Below are 21,395 nucleotides of genomic sequence, written 5' to 3' on the forward strand. Positions count from 1 at the left end.
AGATAGTTACTGCTCAACCTAAATAAACTCCCGCTCCACATTCATCACTCGCGCATCTACCGTGCGTTCTATCTTTTCCTCAATCTGACTGCACTGCGACTCGACCTCACGTTTAGACAGCCCGACGATCACAAACGTCCATTCGCTGGCATCATGGCGCGCGCGGCCTCCGCTTTCACATACTGCGATGCTTGGTGTATTACCAAAGCGTGCGTGTAAGCCGCCCATGCGTTGGCGCTTTTCTTTTAGCGAACCACAACCGGATAATGAAAACGTCAGTGTCAAAATAGCAATATGCATTTTATCCTCCTTGCCAAAAAAGTTTATAATGTTCGATAATGCCTGATATTGTCTACGCGTCAGCACCCAGACCCTTTATAATAGCGTATCAATCGCCAACCAACCTGCGTATCTCTTCCATGACCTCTATCAGTTACGTCCAGCAGCAGCGCATCACCCGACTGTGCGTGCGCTGCGGCTTACTCCTTATGCAGTATGGCGCGGAATCTGCCGTGGTAGTGGACTTATCCAAGCGCTTAGGTATTGCGCTGGGGATGAATAGCGTCGAATGTTCGCTCAACTTTAATGCCTTGACCTTGACCACCATCTGCGATGAGCGCTGTATCACCACTACCCGAGACACCATCAATCAGAGCATCAATGTCCATTTATTGGTACAAATCCAGCAAATCGTCAATAAAACCGAAGCCACTGTCGATCATGAGAATTTGATTGATCGCACTACCCTTGCCTTTGATCAATTAAATAAAGCGGTTTATCCCACATGGCTAGTTGGTATCTTTGTCGGGGCGTCTTGTGCCGCGTTTGCTTATTTGAATGGCGGTAGCTGGTCGATTACGGCGGTGACCTTTGTCGCAGGACTGGTGGCAATGCTGACCCGTATTTATTTGTCCAAGCACCACTTTAACCCTTTTATTACCGTTATCGTAACCGCGTTCATCGCGTCACTTATTGGGGCGACGACCTATTATTTTGATATTGGTAACAATGCCGATATTGCGGTGGCCTCTAGTGTGTTGCTACTTGTGCCTAGCTTTCCACTGATTAACTCGTTATCCGATATTCTAAAAGGCTATGTCAATATTGGCGTTGGGCGCGCAGTCTTTACTTATATGCTGACGTTGTCCGCCTGCGTGGGTATCGTGATGGCGCTGGTATTGCTGCGTATACAGCACTGGGGGTTTTAGATGTGGTTTGTTCAGACAGTCGTACTCTCTTGTATTATTACCCTTGGCTGGACGTTGATGTTCACTGTGCCCAAGCGTTATATCTTGCCGTGTCTGCTGATGACGGCGTTTGGCTTTGGGCTGAAGACGGCGCTGGTCTATCAGCATGTTCATCTGGTGATTGCCAGCTTTTTTGGAGCGATGCTCTCAAGCTTTTTGGGTGTCTATTTTTCTAAGAAATATACCTTACCGCCCAAGGCGCTGATTTCGCCTAGTGTCATCTGTATGATGCCAGGTATTGCGGCGTATAAGGCGATGGTGGGTATGGTGCAGATTGGCTATTTTGGCTATTCAGATGAGCTGTTTAGCCAGATGATGGGTTATTTGTTTGAAGCGCTGTTTGTGACATCCGCTTTGGTACTGGGCTTGTCGATTCCGGGGCTGTTGTTTTATCGCCGCCGCGCTATCGTATAGACGGCGTTGATGATCAGCCAGTCGAGCGCGTTCGTTGGTGAGTGAGCTTCTGAATTAATTACCCAGCACCCACTCATCGTTGACTTGATAGATTTTAAAGCTGGTCTTGTTGGTACGGCTATTGCCTGCGATGGTTTGCATGATGTTAGCAGTACACACATACGTATTTTTGCCATCTGCTTCAGCGCAATTGATGTCCTCGACGCTTTCAAGCTTTGGCATCATGCTTCTCGTCATCTCACTTATAGATTGTACGTCTTTATCATCACTCATGTCGGCGACCGCATCCGCCATCATGGTATTTGCCTGTTCATATTGCGCTTCTATCAACGCCTGAACGTCATTGTCTGATGGCGCATTGGAACAAGCGATTAATAAAGGCGTCAATAGTCCAATCATTGCCAATTGCTGCAAACGCATCGTTCTACCCTCGAATGTTATATAAATGTTAAGCAAATATACACAAGTATTGCTAAAAACCCAACTTATTTTCTCGATATTTGCTTATAAAATTTTTATATAGATGAAAAGGTTCGTTATTACTAAGACAATTTCAGTATGACTAGGGCGTGTCTTCATTTTAAAAATGGTGATAAAAATGAGATAAATTAAAGGCAAACAAGGAAAATAGCGCAGATAATATCGAGATATTAACCAGCTATTTGACACCGTTTGCCAAAAATTTAGCCATTTCTAGCCCATTTAGTTATTAACGTTTAAATTGAAGACACGCCCTAAAGTCAAAACAAAACTCATAGTAAAATGCTGACCTGACAGACAGTCAAACGTCAATACGTTTATCATGCCAATTAAAAACGTAGGCGGTGAAAACGATGATGTGGTAGTTTTACTTCACTTTAACATTATTTAATTGCGCCACATTGTGCAGATCGCCTTGGATACTGTTTGGTTTTGCTGGTAAGAAAAACTGCTTGTTTGGCAATAGGACGGTAATGCCTTGATCATTGATTTGATAGCGTATCGATTTATTGGTAAAGCTTAATCGGTTCTCCGAGGCATCGTAGTCAAAGTCTCCATCATAAAACAGCTCTATACGATCTTCTTTGTCAGCAAAAGCATAAACAAGAGTGTCAGCGTTGGTATCATCAATAATCATCTTATTGCCATTATTTAATTCAAACTGATAAACCGCTTCATGACGCTCCTCAGTGTCTGTGACATAGTACCATGGCAACTTTTCATAATACGCTGTGCTCATCTCGCCATTGATACGCGTATGCTCGGTGACAGCAATCATCCCATGCTCGCTTCCATACTCCTCCTCTCTAATATTCGTCGCCACAGGCTCGTTATCAATGACTGTATAGGTTGAGTATTGGTGCCATCCTGCGCCGCTTTTAGTCATGGTGCTTAAGGTTTTGTCTTTTTTATTCACACCAAAAAAACCACAATAACCCTGACCCAGCTCGGTAAATGCCTTGCTATAAGTAAAGCCGTTACCCGCTCTTAAATATATTTGGTAAGACGGTCCGCCATAACAACCACCATATCCATCTTTAATAGCGATGTCGTTTTTATTGTCAAAATTAAAATCCTGATAAATCAGTACGCTATGTTCCCCATAAGGTAGGCTCACGACATTGGCACTGATTTTGTCATCCAATCCGCTCGCTTTGCTATTGTCCAGCTCGTCGTCAATATCGATATAAGCAGGCTGGCGGATTAGGACACGCTTATTTTTTGCGTCTCTTATTTCTACAACGCTATTCGTTTCGCCGCTTAGTTCGGATTTGATAATGGCATAGTAATCGTCAGAAAAATCGGTAATTTGATAGGTTTGTGCAAAAGACGCATGGGAGAGCGCTATCAATATCAGCGCCAAACTCGGTGGTAACCAACTCTTATCAGCAAACTGAGCTACAGCGTGACTTATCATACGATTCTCCTATCATGTGTCGCTTATAAATAATAAAGGTTGCAATGATAAACAAAATACGAGAGTTAGTATAGATTGAATATGAGTAGTGCCGTGACGACTTACCCCTACAGACAGTCAGACGCAGATACTGTTATCATGCCAATTAAAAATATAGACGGTGAAAGCGATGATGTGGCAGGTGTATTTATTTATTTTACCAATTGGGCTAGGCATTTTGACTTTAGTTGCCAGTCTGATTGGATTGTTCATTTTTTTGATATCTGATGACAACGCCACGCGCTTGCCAGCGTTTAATTGGTTTAAGCGCTTGATCATCGTGGCATTTTTGTTACTGAGTGCAGGGCTATTTTTAACTTTTCGGCATTTTTTACGTTGATCAACTAGAGAGCCTCTGTATTGACTATCTTTTCTAGCGTCAGCAGCTGTAGTCCTTGCTGTTTGGGCTCACCGTTTTTCCCATCATTAGGGAACGGAATACGCGCACCCGTCAGCTGATAGCCGCGCCGCTCATAGTACGCGAGCAGCTCAGGGCGATGACTAAGGATAGACATGGTCAGGCGCGCAGGCTGTTTATCAAGCCCGCTGTCACTCTGTAGATGCTTTGTCGCAAACGTCTCAGCCGCCTGTAGTATGACATTGCCAATGCCCAGCCCTTGCAATTTGGGATGCACCGCAAACATGCCGATATAGGCCTTTTTACCATCGTCTTTTACGCTTTCAGCCTCACTACTTTGTATATCGACAGCGATACAGCCAAGCAGCTCGCCTGTTTCAGCTGCCTCACGTGCGCCTGTTTCGGTCTTTGGATAGACAAACAGGTAGTGAGCAGAATCATCGATGATACGCAGTAATTCATCTGGCGTGGTACGGATACCACCGACAAGCTCGGCTTCATTGGTCCAGCCAGCCGTCTCTCGATAGCAGCAGTTTAATAGTTGCTCAAGCGCGCTAATATCGTCCGCTTTGGCCTGGCGTAAAAATACGGAGTCTTTGCTCACATTGCCTTTATTCATATTATAATTTCCCTTTTATATAGAAAAACTGGCTTAGCATACTAAGCCAGCTTAAATATTAGTACATATTTGTCTATAGTTCTAGCGCGATAACACATGTGCCTGATCAATCATATCAAACCCTGCGTTAAGCTGGGCGCGCGTTGGTGCATGACCACGGCGCAGCAGCTCAGAAAACGCCACCAGCTCCTTGTCGCGTCCAAGCGTACTTGCGGCACTGGCGCGTGTGTCCTCGCCTTCGTCATCGAAATAATATTCGATATAGTCGAGCGTATCTGGTGTACCAAACAAGACATTGTGCTCAGGTGTCTGGGCATGACCGCTATAGCGTAGGCTTTTGCCATATTGCATGGTCCAAAAGAATGGAATGCGCGTCTCTAATGTGTCGACATTATCGTCATTCAATATGGTTGCGGCGGTGACCATACCGTGCTGGAGCGCCACGCGCCAATGCTCGATGCGCATACGTCCCATTTGATTGGTGGGTTTGGCAATATCACCCAGCGCGTAGACACCATCGCGTAGGTTTAGACGCTCATCGACCTGCACGCCATCGGGGTCATTGACCTCATGCAATATCTCCGTGCGCGGCGATACGCCCGTACCTAAGACCACGATATCAGCATCAATATGCTCGCCATTCGCCAGTGTCACACCGCCTACTTGTGAAAAAGTGTCTTGATCTCCATCGTTGTCTGCTTGACGCTCAATCTTGGTGATTGCGTTTACAGTAGCGTCAAAGACAAAGTTGATGCCCTTTTCTTCATGGAGTTTAATCAAGGCGTTACTTACCGTTTCTGAGACGATGTTGCCCATCACGCGTTTGTCTTGCCCGATCACGGTGATAGAGGCCGTCGTACCTGCCTGCGCCAGTGCTGAAGCGGTCTCAAGTCCGATAAACCCTGTACCGATAATGACCACACGCTGATCATGACTGGCCGCTTTGATCAACTTGGCATCTGCCATGCTGCGCAGGGTATAGACGCCGTCCATATCCGCCCAATCGATAGGCGGAACAATCGGCGTCGCGCCCGTTGCCACTACCAAAAAGTCCGCCGTCTGCCGCTCACTTTCACCATTGTCATTTTCTATCACAATGCTCGCTTTATTAGGCAATACCTCGCTGACCGTTTGATTGAGGCGCAAATCAATATTATTGCTACTTGCCCACTCTGATCCGCCTAACAGCAACTTGTCTTCGCTCATATTCCCTGCCAAAAATGCTTTGGACAATAGCGGACGATTATAAGGCGCAGTATCGTCTTTACTGATCATGGTGATTTTGCCACCATAGCCGCCTTGACGCAATTGAGTAGCGGTCATAAAGCCCGCCCCGCCGCCGCCCACGATGATGGTGTGCGTATCGTTCAGTTGATCACTCTCTACTGATGTGTTTAGCTTAGCTGAGGTATTGACCATTATGCTGTCGCCATCATCAGTGATCTCGTACTGGGTCAAGCCTGTCGTCGCTATCGGCTCTAGGAGCGACCCATCGCGACTGTCAAAACTTGCATGATGCCAAGGACAAACCACGCGATTGCCGCAGCGTAGGCCGTCGCCCAAATCCGCACCAGCATGAGGGCATTTGCCATCAAAAGCGCGGAACTCACTGTCATCGCGGGTAATTAAAATGATACTATCATCATCTTGCTTGTATGATTTCATGCCGCCACTTGGAATGTCGGCTTTGTTCATGGTTACTTGAGTCATAGTCTGTCCTTGGCTGATGTTTTAATTGTTATTGGCTGTGGTTATTGAATAAGGCTATGCGGCGTGATACGACAGCTGGCGCTGCTTGGCTAATGGCTGACTGCGGACAAAAACGACTTGGCAATCGTATGCTTGTCACGGCTTGCCTCACCGTTACGATGTCAAACCAAACGCTAAAAACTGTCTTCATCATAGCAAGTCACTTTTTATGACGATGTTTTTTTGTATGACAGCCTCGTTGCAAAACGTAACCCATTTTTTTTATCACTGCTTTTATTCATATACAGATTATCCTATGACTACTTTTCAAACTGATCATCAGCATCCCGCTTTAGATACGATAAATGTGAGTGCCATGACGGACAGTGCGTCGTTGCCGCAACCAGTCACCCCGCCCCTTCATGATGCGCGCTACAAGACCTTGACCACTGACTTTGTGGTGCATGAATGTATGGAAGTTACGTTTACAGGCGAAGGCGAGCATTTGTGGTTACACATTCAAAAAATCGGTATGAATACCGCGTATGTCGCCAAGTTGTTGTCCGAATGGGCGGGCATCGCGCTACGTGATGTAGGCTACTCGGGACTCAAAGATCGCCATGCGCTCACCACGCAGTGGTTCAGTTTGCGCATTCCCAATCGCCAGTTACCAGAAGGCGATTTTACGCCTAGTGAGTTGGGCACGAATGAGCAGATTGAGATCCTTGATCAGCAGTGGCATAACAAAAAGCTCAATCGCGGCGCACACCGTGCCAATCAGTTCACCATCACCCTGCGAGCGCTCAATGCAAAGCTAGGGACACCGACCGACAACTTACGCCAAGCGGTCGATGCACATCTGGCAGTGATTGCGCAGCAAGGTGTACCCAACTATTTTGGCCCGCAGCGCTTTGGACATCATGGCAATAACATCACAGAAGCTCTGGCATTGTTTGCGCGCGCTGCACAAAAACCTGTGCCGGCCCCACGTAAGAGCAAACGCAAGCGCGCCCCACGTGAGCAGCACACCATGCAACTGTCGGCCGCGCGCAGTTTGATATTCAATCAGATTTTGGCCGCGCGCGTACGTGATGGAAATTGGAACACAGGACTGGCAGGAGAAGTATTCAATCTGGCAGGATCAGGCTCAATATTTGCCAGTGAACAGATGGATGATGCGCTGCGGGCGCGGGTAAAAGTGGGGGATATTCACCCCACTGGCGTGCTGTGGGGCACACACAATGACAAGGTCGGTGGCGCAGCAGCACAGCTTGAGCGAATGGTAGTAACGGCTGATCCGTTACTCACGCGCTTGGCGGACGGTCTGCTGCAGCAAGAAGTCAAAGCCCAGCGCCGTGCGCTTCGTTTGCCCATTGAGGGATTATCTTGGCAATGGCTGGATGCTGATACCAAAGAAGACCTACAAACAGACGCACCTAATTATCTATTGGTAGTAGACTTTACGCTGCCTACTGGCAGCTTTGCCACCAGTGTACTGGTAAGCTTGGTGCAGCATTTACACTTATGAGGTATGTTTCATCTTAGCAATCTTTGGAGCCGCCGCCAAAACGCGGCGCTTCGATGACCCCGTACTCTATCAAAGTGTTGGCGCTGACCACCTGATTGCGACCAAGATCTTTGGCTTCATATAGCGCTTTGTCTGCTGTGCTGATTAAACGCTGACAGATATCGTTAGACAATTGGGTCAGTATCTCCTCCCATGCTTTTTCAGCGGTTACCTTACGTGAACCCAGCTTGGTATGAGTATAGGCCGCTGTATCCGCTTTTTTGCCATAAACAACTTGTGCCAGCTCATCATAAGTTAACGTATATACCCCAAATGAAGCGGTCATCTGGAACTCGATAGCAGCATTGACTCTAACCGTGTGCATGGCGATATCACCACGTAGCTGCTCAGCAACCGTCATGGCACTATGATGATCAATACCGGGTAGCGCGATCAAAAACTCTTCACCACCGTAGCGGCTGATAATTTGGGTTTCGGTAAATGCTCCAGATAAAATATGGGACACCTCACACAGCACCTGATCGCCCACTTCATGACCATGGGTATCATTGACACGCTTAAACAAATCCAAATCCAATAAAATAACGCTATAGTCTTGCCCCGTCTCGGTATTAATGACGGCCTCACACATTTGGCTGAGTCCATAACGGCGATTGTGTAACTTGGTCAGCTCATCTTGGTTGGCATGATGCAAAATCTCAGCTTTGCTGTCATCTAATATCAGCAGCAAGGTACGAAACACGTAAACCATAAAAATGGCTTTGGGCACGGCAAAATACATATGGGTCATGCGCCAAAACAGCGCCGACAGTTGATGCAAATGGTGCAGATCGTCCAGTACTAATGTGTTGTTATGAAAAATAGATACAGCAATCGCATTTTCGATGTTTAACGTATCGTTATAACTGAGGTGATTGTGGATATGAAACGGCGACGCTGCAATGTTGATTTGACGTAAATTGGGCAAATCAATACCAAAGTAAGGCGCAATCGCGGCAAACATAATTAAAAAAAGTTGCAGCAAAAAAGCGCGCCAAATATAGCGTCGCCGTATCAGCATCATACCCAGCATCGCTCCACCCACCAGCGACACACCTGCCATCAAACTGCTGTAACCCATCACCAGAATAATAACAGAGATGTATAAGCTATAACTGACAATCAATATCACTTGCCAATAATACAGACGCTGACTGTCGTTTTTGATGCGTGACAGATAGCCAACCAGCCACCAAAAAAATGCCAAAAAAACGGTGATGCCTGCCCACATGATATAGAGCAAGGTCATCTGCACATAGTCGCCATAAGCGCCTTGGAACATCCACACAAACAAGCACCACAACCAATGCATGGTGGTTTCCATCAAAATAAACAGAGCAAGCAGTGACGCTTTATCTGCCGCCTGCCACTCGAATATAATATGCGAGAGCTTAGTATAGCTAAGCTGATGTATCGATACTGCCATGTTTACACTACCACATATGTATAAAAAAGAAGTCGCCAAATACGCTATTGGGTGTGGCAGCCTATGCGACTATTATCATTTCACTGTACCATATCTATCACCGCTCACTATCAACAATTCTTGCGGTGCTACGCCACTCAAATCGCGGCAAATGATTGCCAGATGCCTTGCTGCTCAGGGTGTATAACTGGCACATCCCCGATGCGTCGCCACGGCATCGTACTGCCATGAAAATCACTGCCTATCGATACTGATAACTGATGCTCAGCGATACTACGATCAACCATTTTGCGAGTGCTTAGTGGCTCACTGGCAGCGGGCAACTCGCAACCATCACCGCCAAGCGCCGCGAACTCAGCAATTAATTTGCGCACGCGGGTTGCCGAGAGGTGATAACGCGTTGGATGTGCCAAAACCGCTTTGCCACCACACGCCTGAATCAGCTCAATGCCGCGCTGCATGGTCAGGGCTTCAATCGCCACATACGCAGGTTTGTTGTCAGCTAGATATTTATCAAAGGCTTGCTGTACCGTTTTGACCAGCCCTCGCTCGTGTAGTACTTGGCCGATGTGAGCGCGGCCGACTGCTTGCGGATTGTTGCCAGCCTTATTCAGGATATCTTGCCACAACGCCTCGTACTCAATTGACAGCAGCTCACTGAGCTTCTGAGTGATGCGCTGACCCCGCATTGCACGGCTGTCTTGTAGTTGCTGCAAAGTGGCGTGCATCTGCGCGCGGTCAGTAAAGTCCAGCCCCAAAACATGAATGATTTTGGTCGTGGATTTATTCTTACCATAGCCACCGCTGAGCGTATGCTCGCAGCTGATCTCCACACCATTAATCAGCATCATACCGCACGCCGTCGCTGCCTCTCGCGCCGCATCAATGCCTAGCAAGGTGTCATGATCGGTCAGTGCCAATACATTTACCCCTGCCATATGCGCACGCTGCACCACGTCTGCGGGTGCATAAGTGCCATCTGAGCAAGTACTGTGACAATGTAAATCAATTTTCATAAGGTAAACCTTAATGCTTTTAAATAAAATGGGGGTATAAAAATGTGTGTGGTTGGCAATCGGTGCCATAACGGATATTGGTGGTGCGCTAGCTTTGAGCGTGATGGCTATTCATAATAGTAAATAATGGTTCGTTGTCAGCATCACGCGCATCAGGTATCGGTAAAAAGTATTGTTCTGTCAGTCTTTTATATCGCCGTATTGTGCGGTTGATTGCTTTTTTTTGGGACAGTAGACGTGTAAACTACCCCATACGTTTTTGTTGGATACACCCTTTGCTATGAAAGCCTTATTAGACTTCATTCCCCTGATTGCCTTTTTTATCGCTGCACGTCATAGCGGTATCTTAGCAGCAGCAGGGGCATTACTGATTGCAACCATTATTATTTATGCGATTCATTTTATTCGTCAAAAAGGCAAATTTGATAAGCAACAATGGATTGTGCTGCTGCTTACTATCGTCTTTTGTGGTGGTACGCTATTGCTACGCGATGATGTGTATCTGCGCTGGAAATCACCGATTATTAACGGTTTATTTGCCGTCACCTTATTGGTCAGTGCGGCGATCAATAAGCCACTGATGCAGCTGGCCATGAAAGATGTGTTTATACTGTCAATGCGTGGTTGGAAAAAACTGACTATCGCTTGGGCGATGTTTTTTGCGTTGATGGGTGTCCTACATTATCTGACCGCATTTACCATGTCTGATGAGGCATGGATTAATTTTAAAACTTACGGCTGGATACCGATCATGTTGATATTTGTGGCTGCCCAATTTATGGTATTAAAGAAGCACGTCAACCCTGAATTAATGGATAAAACCACTAAATAAGCCGCATCTATCATGCGCCATGCTCAGTATCAATAAAAGGCATACCTTCTGCTATTTTATGAAAAAAGTAAGCATTAGCCATGGATTAATGGTCACGCAGTTATGCTAAGTGGCGCTGTCGGTATTCATTTTTTGGACATGGTCTTGATCATTACCTCGCTTCGGTTACATCCATTATACTATACCTTTCTCTAATCAAGGAATTATCATGTCTTTATTTGTCATTATCGGTCACGATGTTGCAGACAGCGCCGCCCAGCGCCAACTGACCCGCACAGAGCATTTGGCGCGCCTGCAAGCACTTGACAGCGAGCAGCGACTCATTGTCGCAGGGCCAACACCGATTGAGCATGGTCAAAGTGCCATGTCAGGCAGCGTGGTTATCGCTGAATTTGACTCACTTGAGGCGGCGCAGGCATGGGCCGATGAAGAACCTTATCTGCGTGATGGCGTCTACAGTCATGTGGACATCAAGCCCTTTATTCATGTGCTACCACAGGCTGATAAGCAGGTTTCATCGTCGTGACTTATCGCCGCTTGCCTGCCCATACGGGGCAGCGCTTTGCAGTCTTATTTATTCTCCTTGCAACAGTACTGGGCGCGCATGCAGCGCCCAGTACTGTTGCCACATCACCAACCGTGGCGGCTGATGCCAATATAGAAACAGAGTCCGATACGGCAGTATCTCCTGTGACCGCTACGCCGCCAACCTTACAACAAACCCTGCAGCCATCCAATCAGACCTTAGCAGCGACCAATCAGGAATTGCTCCGTCGTAATGCTACCCTGCAGCGGCAGGTCACTGACTTACAAACCCAAGTCAATGTGCTGATCTATGAAAGTAAGGGGCAACTGTTCTTATATGGCGCACTGACCACACTGGTTAGCATTGCTATTGGAGCGCTAATATCATGGCTGATTTTATCACGGCGCACACGTTGGTAATAGTGGTCATATAGCAAACCACAGTCTCACAGCCGTGCTCTATTGGCGGCCATCTTTATTGATTGATCCAACTGGCGTAACGATTTATGTCCCATTCCAAAACCTCCGCTAAAGCAACAACGGCCACTATGAGTGCTGACGAACAAGCCCGTACCATCACACCTGCTCACATCGACTGGCAGACCGATGACACTGGCAATAGAGTGCCTGTCTCTGGTGAGTTTGGTGATGTCTACTTCTCTCATGCTGACGGCTTGGCGGAGACGCGTCATGTGTTTTTAGAGCACAATCAGCTGCCTGATCGCTTAGCGCGCCTTGCACCAAAGCAATGTTTTACGATTGCTGAATTGGGTTTTGGTACTGGGCTTAACCTTTTAGCGACGTGGCAGTTATGGCGACAGCTACGCGATACCCACCCACAACTGGCAGATGCTCGCCTACATTTCATTACCACTGAAAAATTCCCGATACCACTTGCAGATTTGACGCACATACTTGCCCTATGGGGTCAGCGTGCGCCTGAGCTTGTAACGTTGATTGCGCTACTTTTGGCAGCGTATCCGCCTCTCATCGCAGGCTGTCATCGTTTGGATTTCTCTTATGATAATCTGACGGTCGATATATGGCTTGGTGATGCAGCCCAGAGTCTTAGCAAACTGGCAATAGATCACCCTCAGCAGTCTGCGCCTCAGCCTCATATCGATGCGTGGTTTTTGGATGGCTTTGCGCCTTCTTGCAACAGTACATTGTGGGCTGACAGTATCTTTGCACAGATGCAGCGTCTATCGCGTACGCATACCACCGCCGCCACTTATAGCTGTGCAGGCATCGTCAAGCGTGGGCTCAAGGAACATGGCTTTGACATCAAAAAGGTAAAAGGTTTTGGTCGAAAGCGAGAAATGCTGACCGCCATCATGACCGGTGCAGACCATATTGACGTTGCTAGTGATGATAAAAGCTGTGATAACGAAAGCCACGATGCGAAGCAGATAACAACAGATAGCACCTTTAATCACACTGTCGTCATTGGTGCAGGTGTCTCAGGGTTGCTAACGGCTTGGTCGCTTGCCAATCGCGGTATTACTGTGACCTTATTAGATAAATCAGCGCCTTTGGCAGGGGCGTCAGGCAACCCTCGAGCATTGCTTGCGCCCAAAATGACGCCTATTCACCACGTTGACGAGCATTTGCACACCATCGGCTATCTCTATAGCAGCAGACTGTACCGAGACCTCAATCAAAAAGCAATAAAGCTCAATACAGCGCCAGTACTTGAACTGACTGCTGCGCTTGATTTACTGATAAAAGCCAATATTGGCACCGAGCAAATCGCAGATTATCCTGATGAGATGGCAACTACGCTATCCCATGAGCAAGCGCAGAATATTAGTGGGTTGCAAGCACAAGACTTATCAGAGAACTTATACTTACCACAGTCTGGTTTGGTCAATCCGCAAGCATTGAAAACTATTATATTGACACATCCACTCATTTGTTTTCAGCAATTAGACGTGAGTAAAATTGACGAAACTGAACAGCAAGTGTGTATTGAAGGCAGCAATCAAAATCAGGAGACTGTCTCTATTCTTGCTGATAATGTCGTTATTTGCGCCGCCTTTGAGAGTAATCAATTAGATAAGCGTATTTTTGATTGCCGTAAAATTCGTGGTCAGCTGTCTTGGTTTACACCTGACGTAGAGCAACTGACAAATTTGCCTAAAATACCGCTTAAATATAGTGGTTACTGTGCGCTGTTCAACGCACAGACTGGCGATGATGAGCTAAACACTGTCACCGCTGGCGAGCCATACCTATTATTAGGCGCGAGCTTTATCCGTAATGATACGGGTACTGACATACGCCCTGAAGAACACCAAATTAGCCGGGACAAGCTCGTTGCTGCCATTCCTGAGATGGAATCTATCGTGCCAGCCGATACGAGCTTATGGCAAGGGCGCGCTGGCATTCGCACCCAAACGCCTGACTATCATCCAATCGTTGGGCAACTAACCAACAGTCAGCGGATCTGGACGATGAGCGCAATGGGTGCAAAAGGCTATGCGTTGGCACCCATCTGTGCTGAGGCATTAGCAGGTATGATGCTAGGGTCATTTGCGCCGCTATCTAATGCGATGCTTGCACGTCTATCGCCCAATCGTACACGTCTACAGACGCCGCTGACTTAGATGATTTCTCGCCAAATAGTTTTTACTCACCGCTCTCCATTCTTGACTTAACAGCGCCAAACAATGACTTGCTAGCCTCAGGCTCGCGTGACGCTTGATGAGTAATTTTCGCGCTACTATCGTTATCAATGACAGCTGATGGTGCTGTTAAGGTTCGAATCTGCGCTTCATCACGAGTGTTTTTTTGAATGGTGACCGCAGCAAACAAACTCATGGTAAACGCCATCATATAGAACCCTTTTTCACTGAGGCTCAAACTGCCTGCATTCATAAGACCAAGGGCAATAAGCGCAATGGACAAACCAAGCGCCGCCCAGCTAATGAAATAATACATATTGGTCGTTGGAATACCCTCACTACGATCACGTAGCGTTTTTTGCAGACTGATGGCAGAGTACAGCCCAAGTGCCAACACCGCAATATAATAGCCCTTCTCATTTAACAACATACTTTGAGCATTCCATAGTCCCAGTAAATACGCAAGGACACCGACCAACATAACGGCCCAAGACGTCCCTACATAAGCGGTAGTCGGCTTATAAGCGGCGAGCTGACTCTTGGTAATCGTGTCATTATTCATTATTATCCTCAATTATAATTAGGCAAACCCTGTGGTCAGATAAGTATTTTATCAACCTTTGTTTCGCCTTAAAATAACACAACCATGCTATATTGTAAGCTAAAAATTATCTTTTAAATAAATAGCATTCTTAACGACAGAGTCCTGACATGTCTTTTTTTACCTTACTCATTTTGCTTAGCCTGATCCTTATTGTACCTATATTTTTTGTCATAAAAGAAAAATCTAAGCATACACAAATGGATATGGCACAGCGTCATCAAGAGTATTTAGCAGCAGCAAGTATTAAGGCTGACCAATCTCAAGCGCAGATGGCGTCAAGAGAAAAGACAAATAACGAACCCAGTCATGGTCTCAATGTTATCCATTTTTCAGCGCATCACCCTTTTGTAAAATTGCTCTATGATGAGCAAGTCCCGCACACGTTTCGAGCCATTATGGATGCTATCGGGCAGCAATATGAGTCTACCCATCATGAGCAAATTACCGAATCACAGTTATTCACGCTCAATAAGCTCATTGCGACCCGTGTGCCAGAATTGATTACTGACTATCTGAGCCTCGACACTCATTATGCAAAAACTGTCCTGATTGATACGGATAAACAAAATACCAGCTATGATATGGTGCTTGAGCAATTAACCTCCATTCTAGATTTTTCGCAGAAGCTCAACACCCAAAGCCAAAGCGGTGTCGTGGACAAGCTACTTGCTAGCCGCCGGTATCTAGATGATGTCTATAAAGAAAGTGGCATGGCAGCCGATAGTCTAAAAATTAAGTGAGACAACAACATGAGCTATCATCAAACCACCATTACCCTACCCACTTATGCCCGTGGTATTCATATCATCACGCCAATTATCGAAGCAGCCAGTGCTCAGCTAATACCTCACTCTAACAAAGCAGGGTTGGTTCATTTATTCTTGCCGCACACCTCAGCCAGTCTCACGATTAATGAAAATGCTGACCCAGACGTGAGACTAGATACTGAGGAATGGCTCAATAAAATCGCCCCCGCCGATCAGCCAGAGTATCGTCATACCCTAGAAGGGTCAGATGACTTGCCCGCTCATTTTAAAAGCATGGTGCTGGGCGTCAGTTTAACCATTCCACTGATCGATGGTATGTTGGGTCTGGGCATGTGGCAAGGGGTTTACTTATGTGAGCATAGAGACGTGACTGGATATAGCGGACAGCGCAAGCTGGTTATTACGGTCAATACATAATAATATAGGGTCATTAACTGGCAGGTTGACCCTCGCAAATTGCCACATTGATATAGCGCGCTATTAACGGATAAACCTGATTATGACCACTTTCTTCTCAAAACTACCAAGCTCAACAAACGCTAAGGTTCACTTTCTCAAGGCTTCTGCTATTTTTTTGAGTCTATTTCTGCTAACTGCCTGTCAAGAAACGCCAGAACCTGAAGCACCTACCGAAACACCATCTGAAACGTCAACACAGACCATGCCAGTAACCACAAATATCAATGTAAATAAAGCTGAAAACAGCAATGCAGATGACGCTCAAAATGTAACGCAGACTGATATTGATTCAGAGCGTGATGTGAGCTTGACTGAATTAGAGCAAGATCTTGGAGGCACTGTCGCTGCACCAAGTAATACTGGTACAGCGCCCAATCCAGAACAGGCAATCAAAGGCGCACAAATCACTGATGTACGTTATAAGAGTACCGCAGGTGATAGCCTATCAGTTGTTTTTGAAACGTCAGCTGCAGGGTTGCTCAATGCCATCGTCACTCGCCCCAACCAGCCAAAAATGACACTCAGCGCACCAGAAGGACAGGGTAACAACCCCACTTATCGCTCAGCCGATGGCAACATCCAATTGGTGAGTCATGCGGGGGGTAGCACCATTGATTTGATTCAGGATAATACGATAACCAGTTTCGATGCTGTTAGTGCCGACGCTGAGGTGGTGACCGAGTCTTAATGGGCGCGGCGACTGGTGATTACATTACGCTATGCCAAGTTTGTCGCGTAAGCGGGATAAGAAGCCTTTTTTGTTTTGTTGATACGGTGCTGGCGCTTGGCTGGTATCAGTAGCAGCCGTATCTGGTGTACGGCTGGTAAGCTCAATGCTGCTCGAGGTCGGCTGAGCACTGGTCTCTCCGCGCGCGCGTTTTGCCAATACCTCATCTAGGGTCATCTGCTTGGGTGCTGATGGCTGCATATTTGTCTCCATCACCCTTGTCTCTTCCATGGCCGCTACTGGTGCTGGTGGCTCAACTACTGCAGCATCTGATGGTGGGGCGGCATTATTCGCAGTGTAACTGATACGATGATCAAGATTACGATAATTGTCAGACTGTAAGCTGCCCGAAAACAGCAAGCTTGCGATAATTTTTTTGGCAGCGCCGACGGAAATATCGGCACGGTGCGCCAGCTGGGTAACGTTGCGCGGCGCATTTTCTATAGCAGTCATCACCCGCAAAATCTCTTGACGGTCTTTACCAGTGACCAAGCGACCACCTGCACTGCGCGCTTTTACTGCAAGCGCAGGCTTGACCCAATAGCGCAGCTGGTATGTCGCATCATCATGAATCAGCGGCAATAACACGCCAGCATGTTGCCATCCGTACTGCCAAAGCCACTGCAGCATATCATGGGAGTCTATGTCCGCTGGACGCTCTGTTTGGGCGGCTTTGAGTTGCCATTTTAAGGTTAGCGGCAATGTGGCAGTATCAGCGACTTTGGACAGCCAAACGCGGGCGCGGCTTGGCTCTACAATAGCAAGGGTTTGCTCCTGATCGTCGTGATAACTGCTGATTTCGTACAGCCCTTCTGGCCGCTGCTGCAGCTTTTGGATCAGCTCAATGACGCTTTGATAACTTTGCGCTACTGGTTTGGTGACAGGAGCAGCGACTGCTTCTGTCGTTACAATCGGCTCTGGGGGACTTACGATAGCGTTTTTGACTTGTGGCGGTTCAGGTCTGGCATCAACAGGTGGCGGCGGCGTGGTTTGAGTCGTGTTTTCTGTCTTATCATGTTGCTGCAAAATACTGGTCGCGGTGCCTGCTTTTTTAAGTACAGGTATGGAGGTCATCAGCCAGTTGTTGAGCGCGGTCATGGTTTTGAGCGGTAAGACGATTTGATTATCCGCCATGCGGCCTTCGTCATCGTCCGATCGGCTGACATAAAGCACAGGCTTTTGTGCCTGCTCTGATAATAGCTTGACCACACTGGCAGCATCACGAAAGTCATTGCTGATAAAAAATAGGTCAACTTGAGGATGATTGGCCGCAACCCATTCCAAGTCCGCTTCCAAACGTAGTAATATGCGCAGATAGCCTTTAAGCAATACCTGATCGGCAGGCCTGATACCCACGAGCGCCGTGCGTAAAACTTTCTTTAGGTTATCTTGACCTTGATAGATGGGGCGACTCATAAAACCTCTCCAAACCGCACGATAGTCATATTATTATGCTGCGTTTAACGGGTGCTTGTTCATTGTAGAGCATGACAGACGTAAGCACGATGCCTCTTAAGCTCTGTATCAGGCCGTCTATACTATCAATGCAACAAACCGTTTTACATTAACAGCTTGGTAACCAGTCTGTGTTTTTTGTGTCTGCTTATTTGAAGTACAAAGCCATCTGCATCGCCAAATAAGCAATGCTCAGTAAAGAAGCATCACCCTGTCACTGGCATCTGGCACGCACCTGCGCCTTGAGTGCTGACGGTAACTACTGCCCCTGTTAAGGCAAACAACTGCTGCACTTGTGCTTGGGCATTTTGTATCGCCATGGTCATCACCTCACCGCGACAAGCGCGCTCAAGCACTTCTTTTTTGGCCATCTGCTGCGCTTGATCCAGTATCTTAGGATCAACTTGCGTCATACCAAAAATACCGGTTTGCCAGTCATAGACCTCCATATTATCCAAATAGACTGCAAAGATTTCAGAAGGTGGCAACGTGATGTGAATCTGCGGTAAATTTGCTGCCGCATTACCTTCCGCTCCTGTAGAGAGCGCATTGTCATCTAGGGCTACGGGCGGAGTCACTTGCACCATATCAGGCGTTAAGGCGCTCAAATCAATACCCGCCTGTACGCGACCATGGGCGATAAATAATGCCTTTTGCTCATCTTGCCACAAGCGCATCCAGCTGCCTTGACGCTGACTGGTCACTACCGTATCGACACTAAAGGCAACCGTTTGCAAACGATTGAGACGCTGGATTTGCGTCACCACACCGTCTCGGGTGATGGTCTCAATCTCGGCCTCCTCACTATGCTGACTTGACACATAAAAAGCAGCAATCAATACCGCAATACTGGCAATAACCAAAAACCAGACGCGTTTGGGTATGCGGTTATCAGACTCTGTCATATGAGCGCCCCTATATTTGGTTGGTGTCTGTCATGACCGTTGATAGATTGACATATTGACTCATCGTGATGATGGTATGCCCTTCTTTACTATCCCATAAAACTGGTGCGTGCGCAGTGCTAATTTGAGACTATTGTCCAACGCAATATACTATTATGGTTCGGTGTATATCGCTATGAGCACGCTTTTAATAGGAAAACGCAAAAAATCATTGCGTCTGAGGCTAAGTTTACCTAACATAGCTTAATTGTTTCGATGAAATGTCAGCGTCTCTCTGTCAACCTACCATAGGCGCTGAAAGAGCAGCTCGCTGATACATCCATTACCGTGTATTCACCATCATATCTATCACAATGTCATGATGGTGAGTGGCTACCAAGGTAAGCTTATAGCGCTCGTCACTCTCTGAGTCAAACGCTCAGCACCCTACTTGTTATTTACTCTGTCAAAGATAAGGTTACGCTTTATTTATGAAAGCCAGTCAGTTTTTGTTTGCCACGCTAAAAGAAACCCCAAGTGATGCCGATATCGCCTCAAGCCAGTTGATGGTGCGCGCCGGTCTGATTCGCAAAATCGCTTCTGGATTGTATATTTGGTTGCCGATGGGTTTGCGCATTTTGCAAAAGGTTGAGCGCATTGTTCGTGAAGAGATGCAAAATATCGATGCCCAAGAACTGCTGATGCCGATGACCCAGCCTGCTGAGCTATGGCAAACCAGCGGCCGTTTTGAAGATTACGGTCCTGAGTTGTTGCGCTTTAAAGACCGTCATGATCGCAGCTTTGTCCTTGGGCCAACACATGAAGAAGTGATCACCAATCTGGCAAAAGGCGAGCTGCGCAGTTACAAGCAGTTGCCAATAACCTTTTTTCAGATCCAAAGCAAATTCCGTGACGAGATTCGTCCGCGCTTTGGGGTGATGCGTGCACGCGAATTCACCATGAAAGATGCTTACTCGTTTCATATCAATCAAGCCTCACTGGCTGAAACCTACCAAGATATGTACGACGCTTATACCCGCATCTTTAGCCGCTTAGGATTTGACTTTCGCGCCGTTCAGGCCGATTCAGGCTCTATCGGCGGCTTTGCCTCGCATGAGTTCCATGTGTTGGCAGACAGTGGCGAAGATGATATCGCTTTCTCAACTGTCTCTGACTATGCCGCCAATATTGAGCTTGCCGAAGCCATCAGTACGGGCGAGCGTCAGCCTGCAACTCAAACACCTACCAACGTTGATACCGTTGATATGCCAACCTGTGAAGCGGTTGCTGAGCATTTGGACATTGCGCTTGCCACCACCGTAAAAACGTTGATTGTCCAAGGTCACACGCCAGAGGGTGACGATCAGTTGGTGGCGCTGGTATTGCGCGGCGATCATACGCTAAACGACATCAAAGCTGAAAAAATTGAAGAAGTAAACATACCGCTGACCATGGCCAGTGAAGGAGATCTAAAAGCTGCTGGTCTGCTTAAAGGCTATATCGGTGTTGATTTGGATATGCCTGTATTTGTCGATCGCGCCGCAGCGGTTCTCTCTGATTTTGTCGCTGGGGCAAACGAAATCAACAAACACACAACGGGCGTCAACTGGGATCGTGACGCACACATCACGCGCATCGTTGATATCCGTAATGTGCTCGAAGGTGACGCCTCACCTGATGGTCAAGGCACCCTACAAATCAAACGCGGTATTGAAGTCGGTCATATCTTTCAATTGGGTGACAAATACTCACAAGCACTTGGCTGTAGCGTCTCTGGCGAAACGGGCAAGCCTGTGACGTTGATGATGGGCTGCTATGGTATTGGCGTGAGCCGTATCATTGCTGCCGCCATCGAGCAAAACTATGACGACAATGGCATCATCTGGCCAGAGACACCTGATGTCGACGACTCACTATCGCCGTTTGAAGTGGCTATCGTGCCGATGAAGTCAAAAGAAGATACGGTGATGGAAACGGCGACGGCACTGTACGACGAGCTAAAAGCTCAAGGCGTCAATGTGCTACTTGACGATCGTAACGAGCGTCCTGGGGTTAAGTTTGCCGATTTAGAGCTGATCGGTATCCCGCATCGCATCGTCGTCTCTGATCGTAATCTTGCAGAAGACAAATATGAATACGTCAATCGCCGCAGCGGTGAAAAAGAGCTGCTAAGCCGTGATGAGATGCTTGCAAAATTGGGCTGCGAGTAAATTTATCAACGCACAAAAAAGCGCCTCATAATTAGG

Annotated in this window: 22 protein-coding genes; 12 read left to right on the forward strand and 10 right to left on the reverse strand. The window is 47.2% G+C overall.

Features of this window, described 5'->3' with window-relative positions:
- Positions 1-18 precede the first annotated feature (18 nt).
- Positions 19-300: a DUF503 domain-containing protein gene (locus ACFI32_RS05770; protein WP_462625557.1), complete on the reverse strand. Its 282-nt coding sequence runs from the start codon at positions 298-300 to the stop codon at positions 19-21.
- 119 nt (positions 301-419) lie between these two features.
- Here ACFI32_RS05770 and ACFI32_RS05775 point away from each other — a divergent pair, with 119 nt between their 5' ends.
- Positions 420-1,208 carry a threonine/serine exporter family protein gene (locus tag ACFI32_RS05775; RefSeq protein WP_462625640.1) on the forward strand — a complete coding sequence of 263 codons (789 nt, stop codon included), beginning with the start codon at positions 420-422 and terminating at the stop codon, positions 1,206-1,208.
- Positions 1,209-1,661, forward strand: a complete 453-nt coding sequence (locus ACFI32_RS05780) for a threonine/serine exporter family protein (protein ID WP_462625558.1) — start codon at positions 1,209-1,211, stop codon at positions 1,659-1,661. It abuts the gene before it with no gap.
- 54 nt (positions 1,662-1,715) lie between these two features.
- Here the strand turns inward: ACFI32_RS05780 and ACFI32_RS05785 are convergent, their stop codons facing one another.
- Both ACFI32_RS05785 and ACFI32_RS05790 read right to left on the reverse strand, forming a co-directional pair.
- The gene (locus ACFI32_RS05785) at positions 1,716-2,081 is read right to left on the reverse strand and encodes a hypothetical protein (RefSeq protein WP_462625559.1); all 366 of its coding nucleotides are present in this window, start codon (positions 2,079-2,081) and stop codon (positions 1,716-1,718) included.
- Between the two features lie 427 nt (positions 2,082-2,508).
- Positions 2,509-3,558, reverse strand: a complete 1,050-nt coding sequence (locus ACFI32_RS05790) for an XAC2610-related protein (protein WP_462625560.1) — start codon at positions 3,556-3,558, stop codon at positions 2,509-2,511.
- An 81-nt stretch (positions 3,559-3,639) separates the two neighbouring features.
- Between ACFI32_RS05790 and ACFI32_RS05795 the strand changes: the two genes are divergently transcribed.
- The gene (locus ACFI32_RS05795) at positions 3,640-3,825 is read left to right on the forward strand and encodes a hypothetical protein (RefSeq protein WP_462625561.1); all 186 of its coding nucleotides are present in this window, start codon (positions 3,640-3,642) and stop codon (positions 3,823-3,825) included.
- Between the two features lie 116 nt (positions 3,826-3,941).
- Here ACFI32_RS05795 and ACFI32_RS05800 read toward each other — a convergent pair whose 3' ends face one another.
- A complete protein-coding gene (locus ACFI32_RS05800) occupies positions 3,942-4,574 on the reverse strand; it encodes a GNAT family N-acetyltransferase (RefSeq protein ID WP_462625562.1) in 633 nt (210 codons plus the stop codon).
- A gap of 81 nt (positions 4,575-4,655) precedes the next feature.
- The gene (locus tag ACFI32_RS05805) at positions 4,656-6,284 is read right to left on the reverse strand and encodes an FAD-dependent oxidoreductase (RefSeq protein WP_462625563.1); all 1,629 of its coding nucleotides are present in this window, start codon (positions 6,282-6,284) and stop codon (positions 4,656-4,658) included.
- A 295-nt stretch (positions 6,285-6,579) separates the two neighbouring features.
- On the opposite strand from ACFI32_RS05805, the gene truD reads away from it, so the two are divergent.
- Complete coding sequence (gene truD, locus ACFI32_RS05810) at positions 6,580-7,791, forward strand: tRNA pseudouridine(13) synthase TruD (protein WP_462625564.1); 1,212 nt, start codon at positions 6,580-6,582, stop codon at positions 7,789-7,791.
- Between the two features lie 13 nt (positions 7,792-7,804).
- On the opposite strand, the gene ACFI32_RS05815 is transcribed toward truD, so the two are convergent.
- Both ACFI32_RS05815 and ACFI32_RS05820 read right to left on the reverse strand, forming a co-directional pair.
- Entirely contained in the window at positions 7,805-9,256 is a 1,452-nt protein-coding gene (locus ACFI32_RS05815; protein ID WP_462625565.1) for a GGDEF domain-containing protein, read from the reverse strand.
- A gap of 137 nt (positions 9,257-9,393) precedes the next feature.
- On the reverse strand, positions 9,394-10,272 hold the full coding sequence (locus tag ACFI32_RS05820; RefSeq protein WP_462625566.1) for a PHP domain-containing protein: 879 nt from the start codon (positions 10,270-10,272) through the stop codon (positions 9,394-9,396).
- A gap of 280 nt (positions 10,273-10,552) precedes the next feature.
- Here ACFI32_RS05820 and ispZ point away from each other — a divergent pair, with 280 nt between their 5' ends.
- The 4 genes from ispZ (at position 10,553) to mnmC1 (ending at position 14,235) form a co-directional block, all read left to right on the forward strand.
- The gene (ispZ, locus tag ACFI32_RS05825) at positions 10,553-11,104 is read left to right on the forward strand and encodes a septation protein IspZ (protein ID WP_462625567.1); all 552 of its coding nucleotides are present in this window, start codon (positions 10,553-10,555) and stop codon (positions 11,102-11,104) included.
- Positions 11,105-11,312: 208 nt separating this feature from the next.
- Positions 11,313-11,630, forward strand: coding sequence for a YciI family protein (locus ACFI32_RS05830; RefSeq protein WP_462625568.1), 318 nt, complete (start codon positions 11,313-11,315; stop codon positions 11,628-11,630).
- A complete protein-coding gene (locus ACFI32_RS05835; RefSeq protein WP_462625569.1) occupies positions 11,627-12,049 on the forward strand; it encodes a hypothetical protein in 423 nt (140 codons plus the stop codon). The genes ACFI32_RS05830 and ACFI32_RS05835 overlap by 4 nt, the downstream gene beginning before the upstream one ends.
- A gap of 86 nt (positions 12,050-12,135) precedes the next feature.
- On the forward strand, positions 12,136-14,235 hold the full coding sequence (gene mnmC1, locus ACFI32_RS05840; protein WP_462625570.1) for an FAD-dependent 5-carboxymethylaminomethyl-2-thiouridine(34) oxidoreductase MnmC1: 2,100 nt from the start codon (positions 12,136-12,138) through the stop codon (positions 14,233-14,235).
- 22 nt (positions 14,236-14,257) lie between these two features.
- On the opposite strand, the gene yiaA is transcribed toward mnmC1, so the two are convergent.
- Positions 14,258-14,815 carry an inner membrane protein YiaA gene (yiaA, locus tag ACFI32_RS05845; protein ID WP_462625571.1) on the reverse strand — a complete coding sequence of 186 codons (558 nt, stop codon included), beginning with the start codon at positions 14,813-14,815 and terminating at the stop codon, positions 14,258-14,260.
- Between the two features lie 239 nt (positions 14,816-15,054).
- On the opposite strand from yiaA, the gene ACFI32_RS05850 reads away from it, so the two are divergent.
- The 3 genes from ACFI32_RS05850 (at position 15,055) to ACFI32_RS05860 (ending at position 16,771) form a co-directional block, all read left to right on the forward strand.
- Positions 15,055-15,597: a hypothetical protein gene (locus ACFI32_RS05850; RefSeq protein WP_462625572.1), complete on the forward strand. Its 543-nt coding sequence runs from the start codon at positions 15,055-15,057 to the stop codon at positions 15,595-15,597.
- Between the two features lie 9 nt (positions 15,598-15,606).
- Entirely contained in the window at positions 15,607-16,041 is a 435-nt protein-coding gene (locus ACFI32_RS05855; protein WP_462625573.1) for a secondary thiamine-phosphate synthase enzyme YjbQ, read from the forward strand.
- 157 nt (positions 16,042-16,198) lie between these two features.
- A complete protein-coding gene (locus ACFI32_RS05860) occupies positions 16,199-16,771 on the forward strand; it encodes a hypothetical protein (RefSeq protein ID WP_462625574.1) in 573 nt (190 codons plus the stop codon).
- Between the two features lie 24 nt (positions 16,772-16,795).
- On the opposite strand, the gene ACFI32_RS05865 is transcribed toward ACFI32_RS05860, so the two are convergent.
- Positions 16,796-18,226 (reverse strand): hypothetical protein, encoded by a 1,431-nt coding sequence (locus ACFI32_RS05865; RefSeq protein WP_462625575.1) that lies wholly within the window; start codon positions 18,224-18,226, stop codon positions 16,796-16,798.
- Positions 18,227-18,471: 245 nt separating this feature from the next.
- The gene (locus ACFI32_RS05870; RefSeq protein WP_462625576.1) at positions 18,472-19,170 is read right to left on the reverse strand and encodes a DUF4230 domain-containing protein; all 699 of its coding nucleotides are present in this window, start codon (positions 19,168-19,170) and stop codon (positions 18,472-18,474) included.
- A gap of 470 nt (positions 19,171-19,640) precedes the next feature.
- Between ACFI32_RS05870 and ACFI32_RS05875 the strand changes: the two genes are divergently transcribed.
- Positions 19,641-21,359, forward strand: coding sequence for a proline--tRNA ligase (locus ACFI32_RS05875; protein WP_462625577.1), 1,719 nt, complete (start codon positions 19,641-19,643; stop codon positions 21,357-21,359).
- The last annotated feature ends 36 nt before the right edge of the window (positions 21,360-21,395 follow it).

It is taken from the genome of Psychrobacter sp. PSi21, from assembly GCF_054960615.1.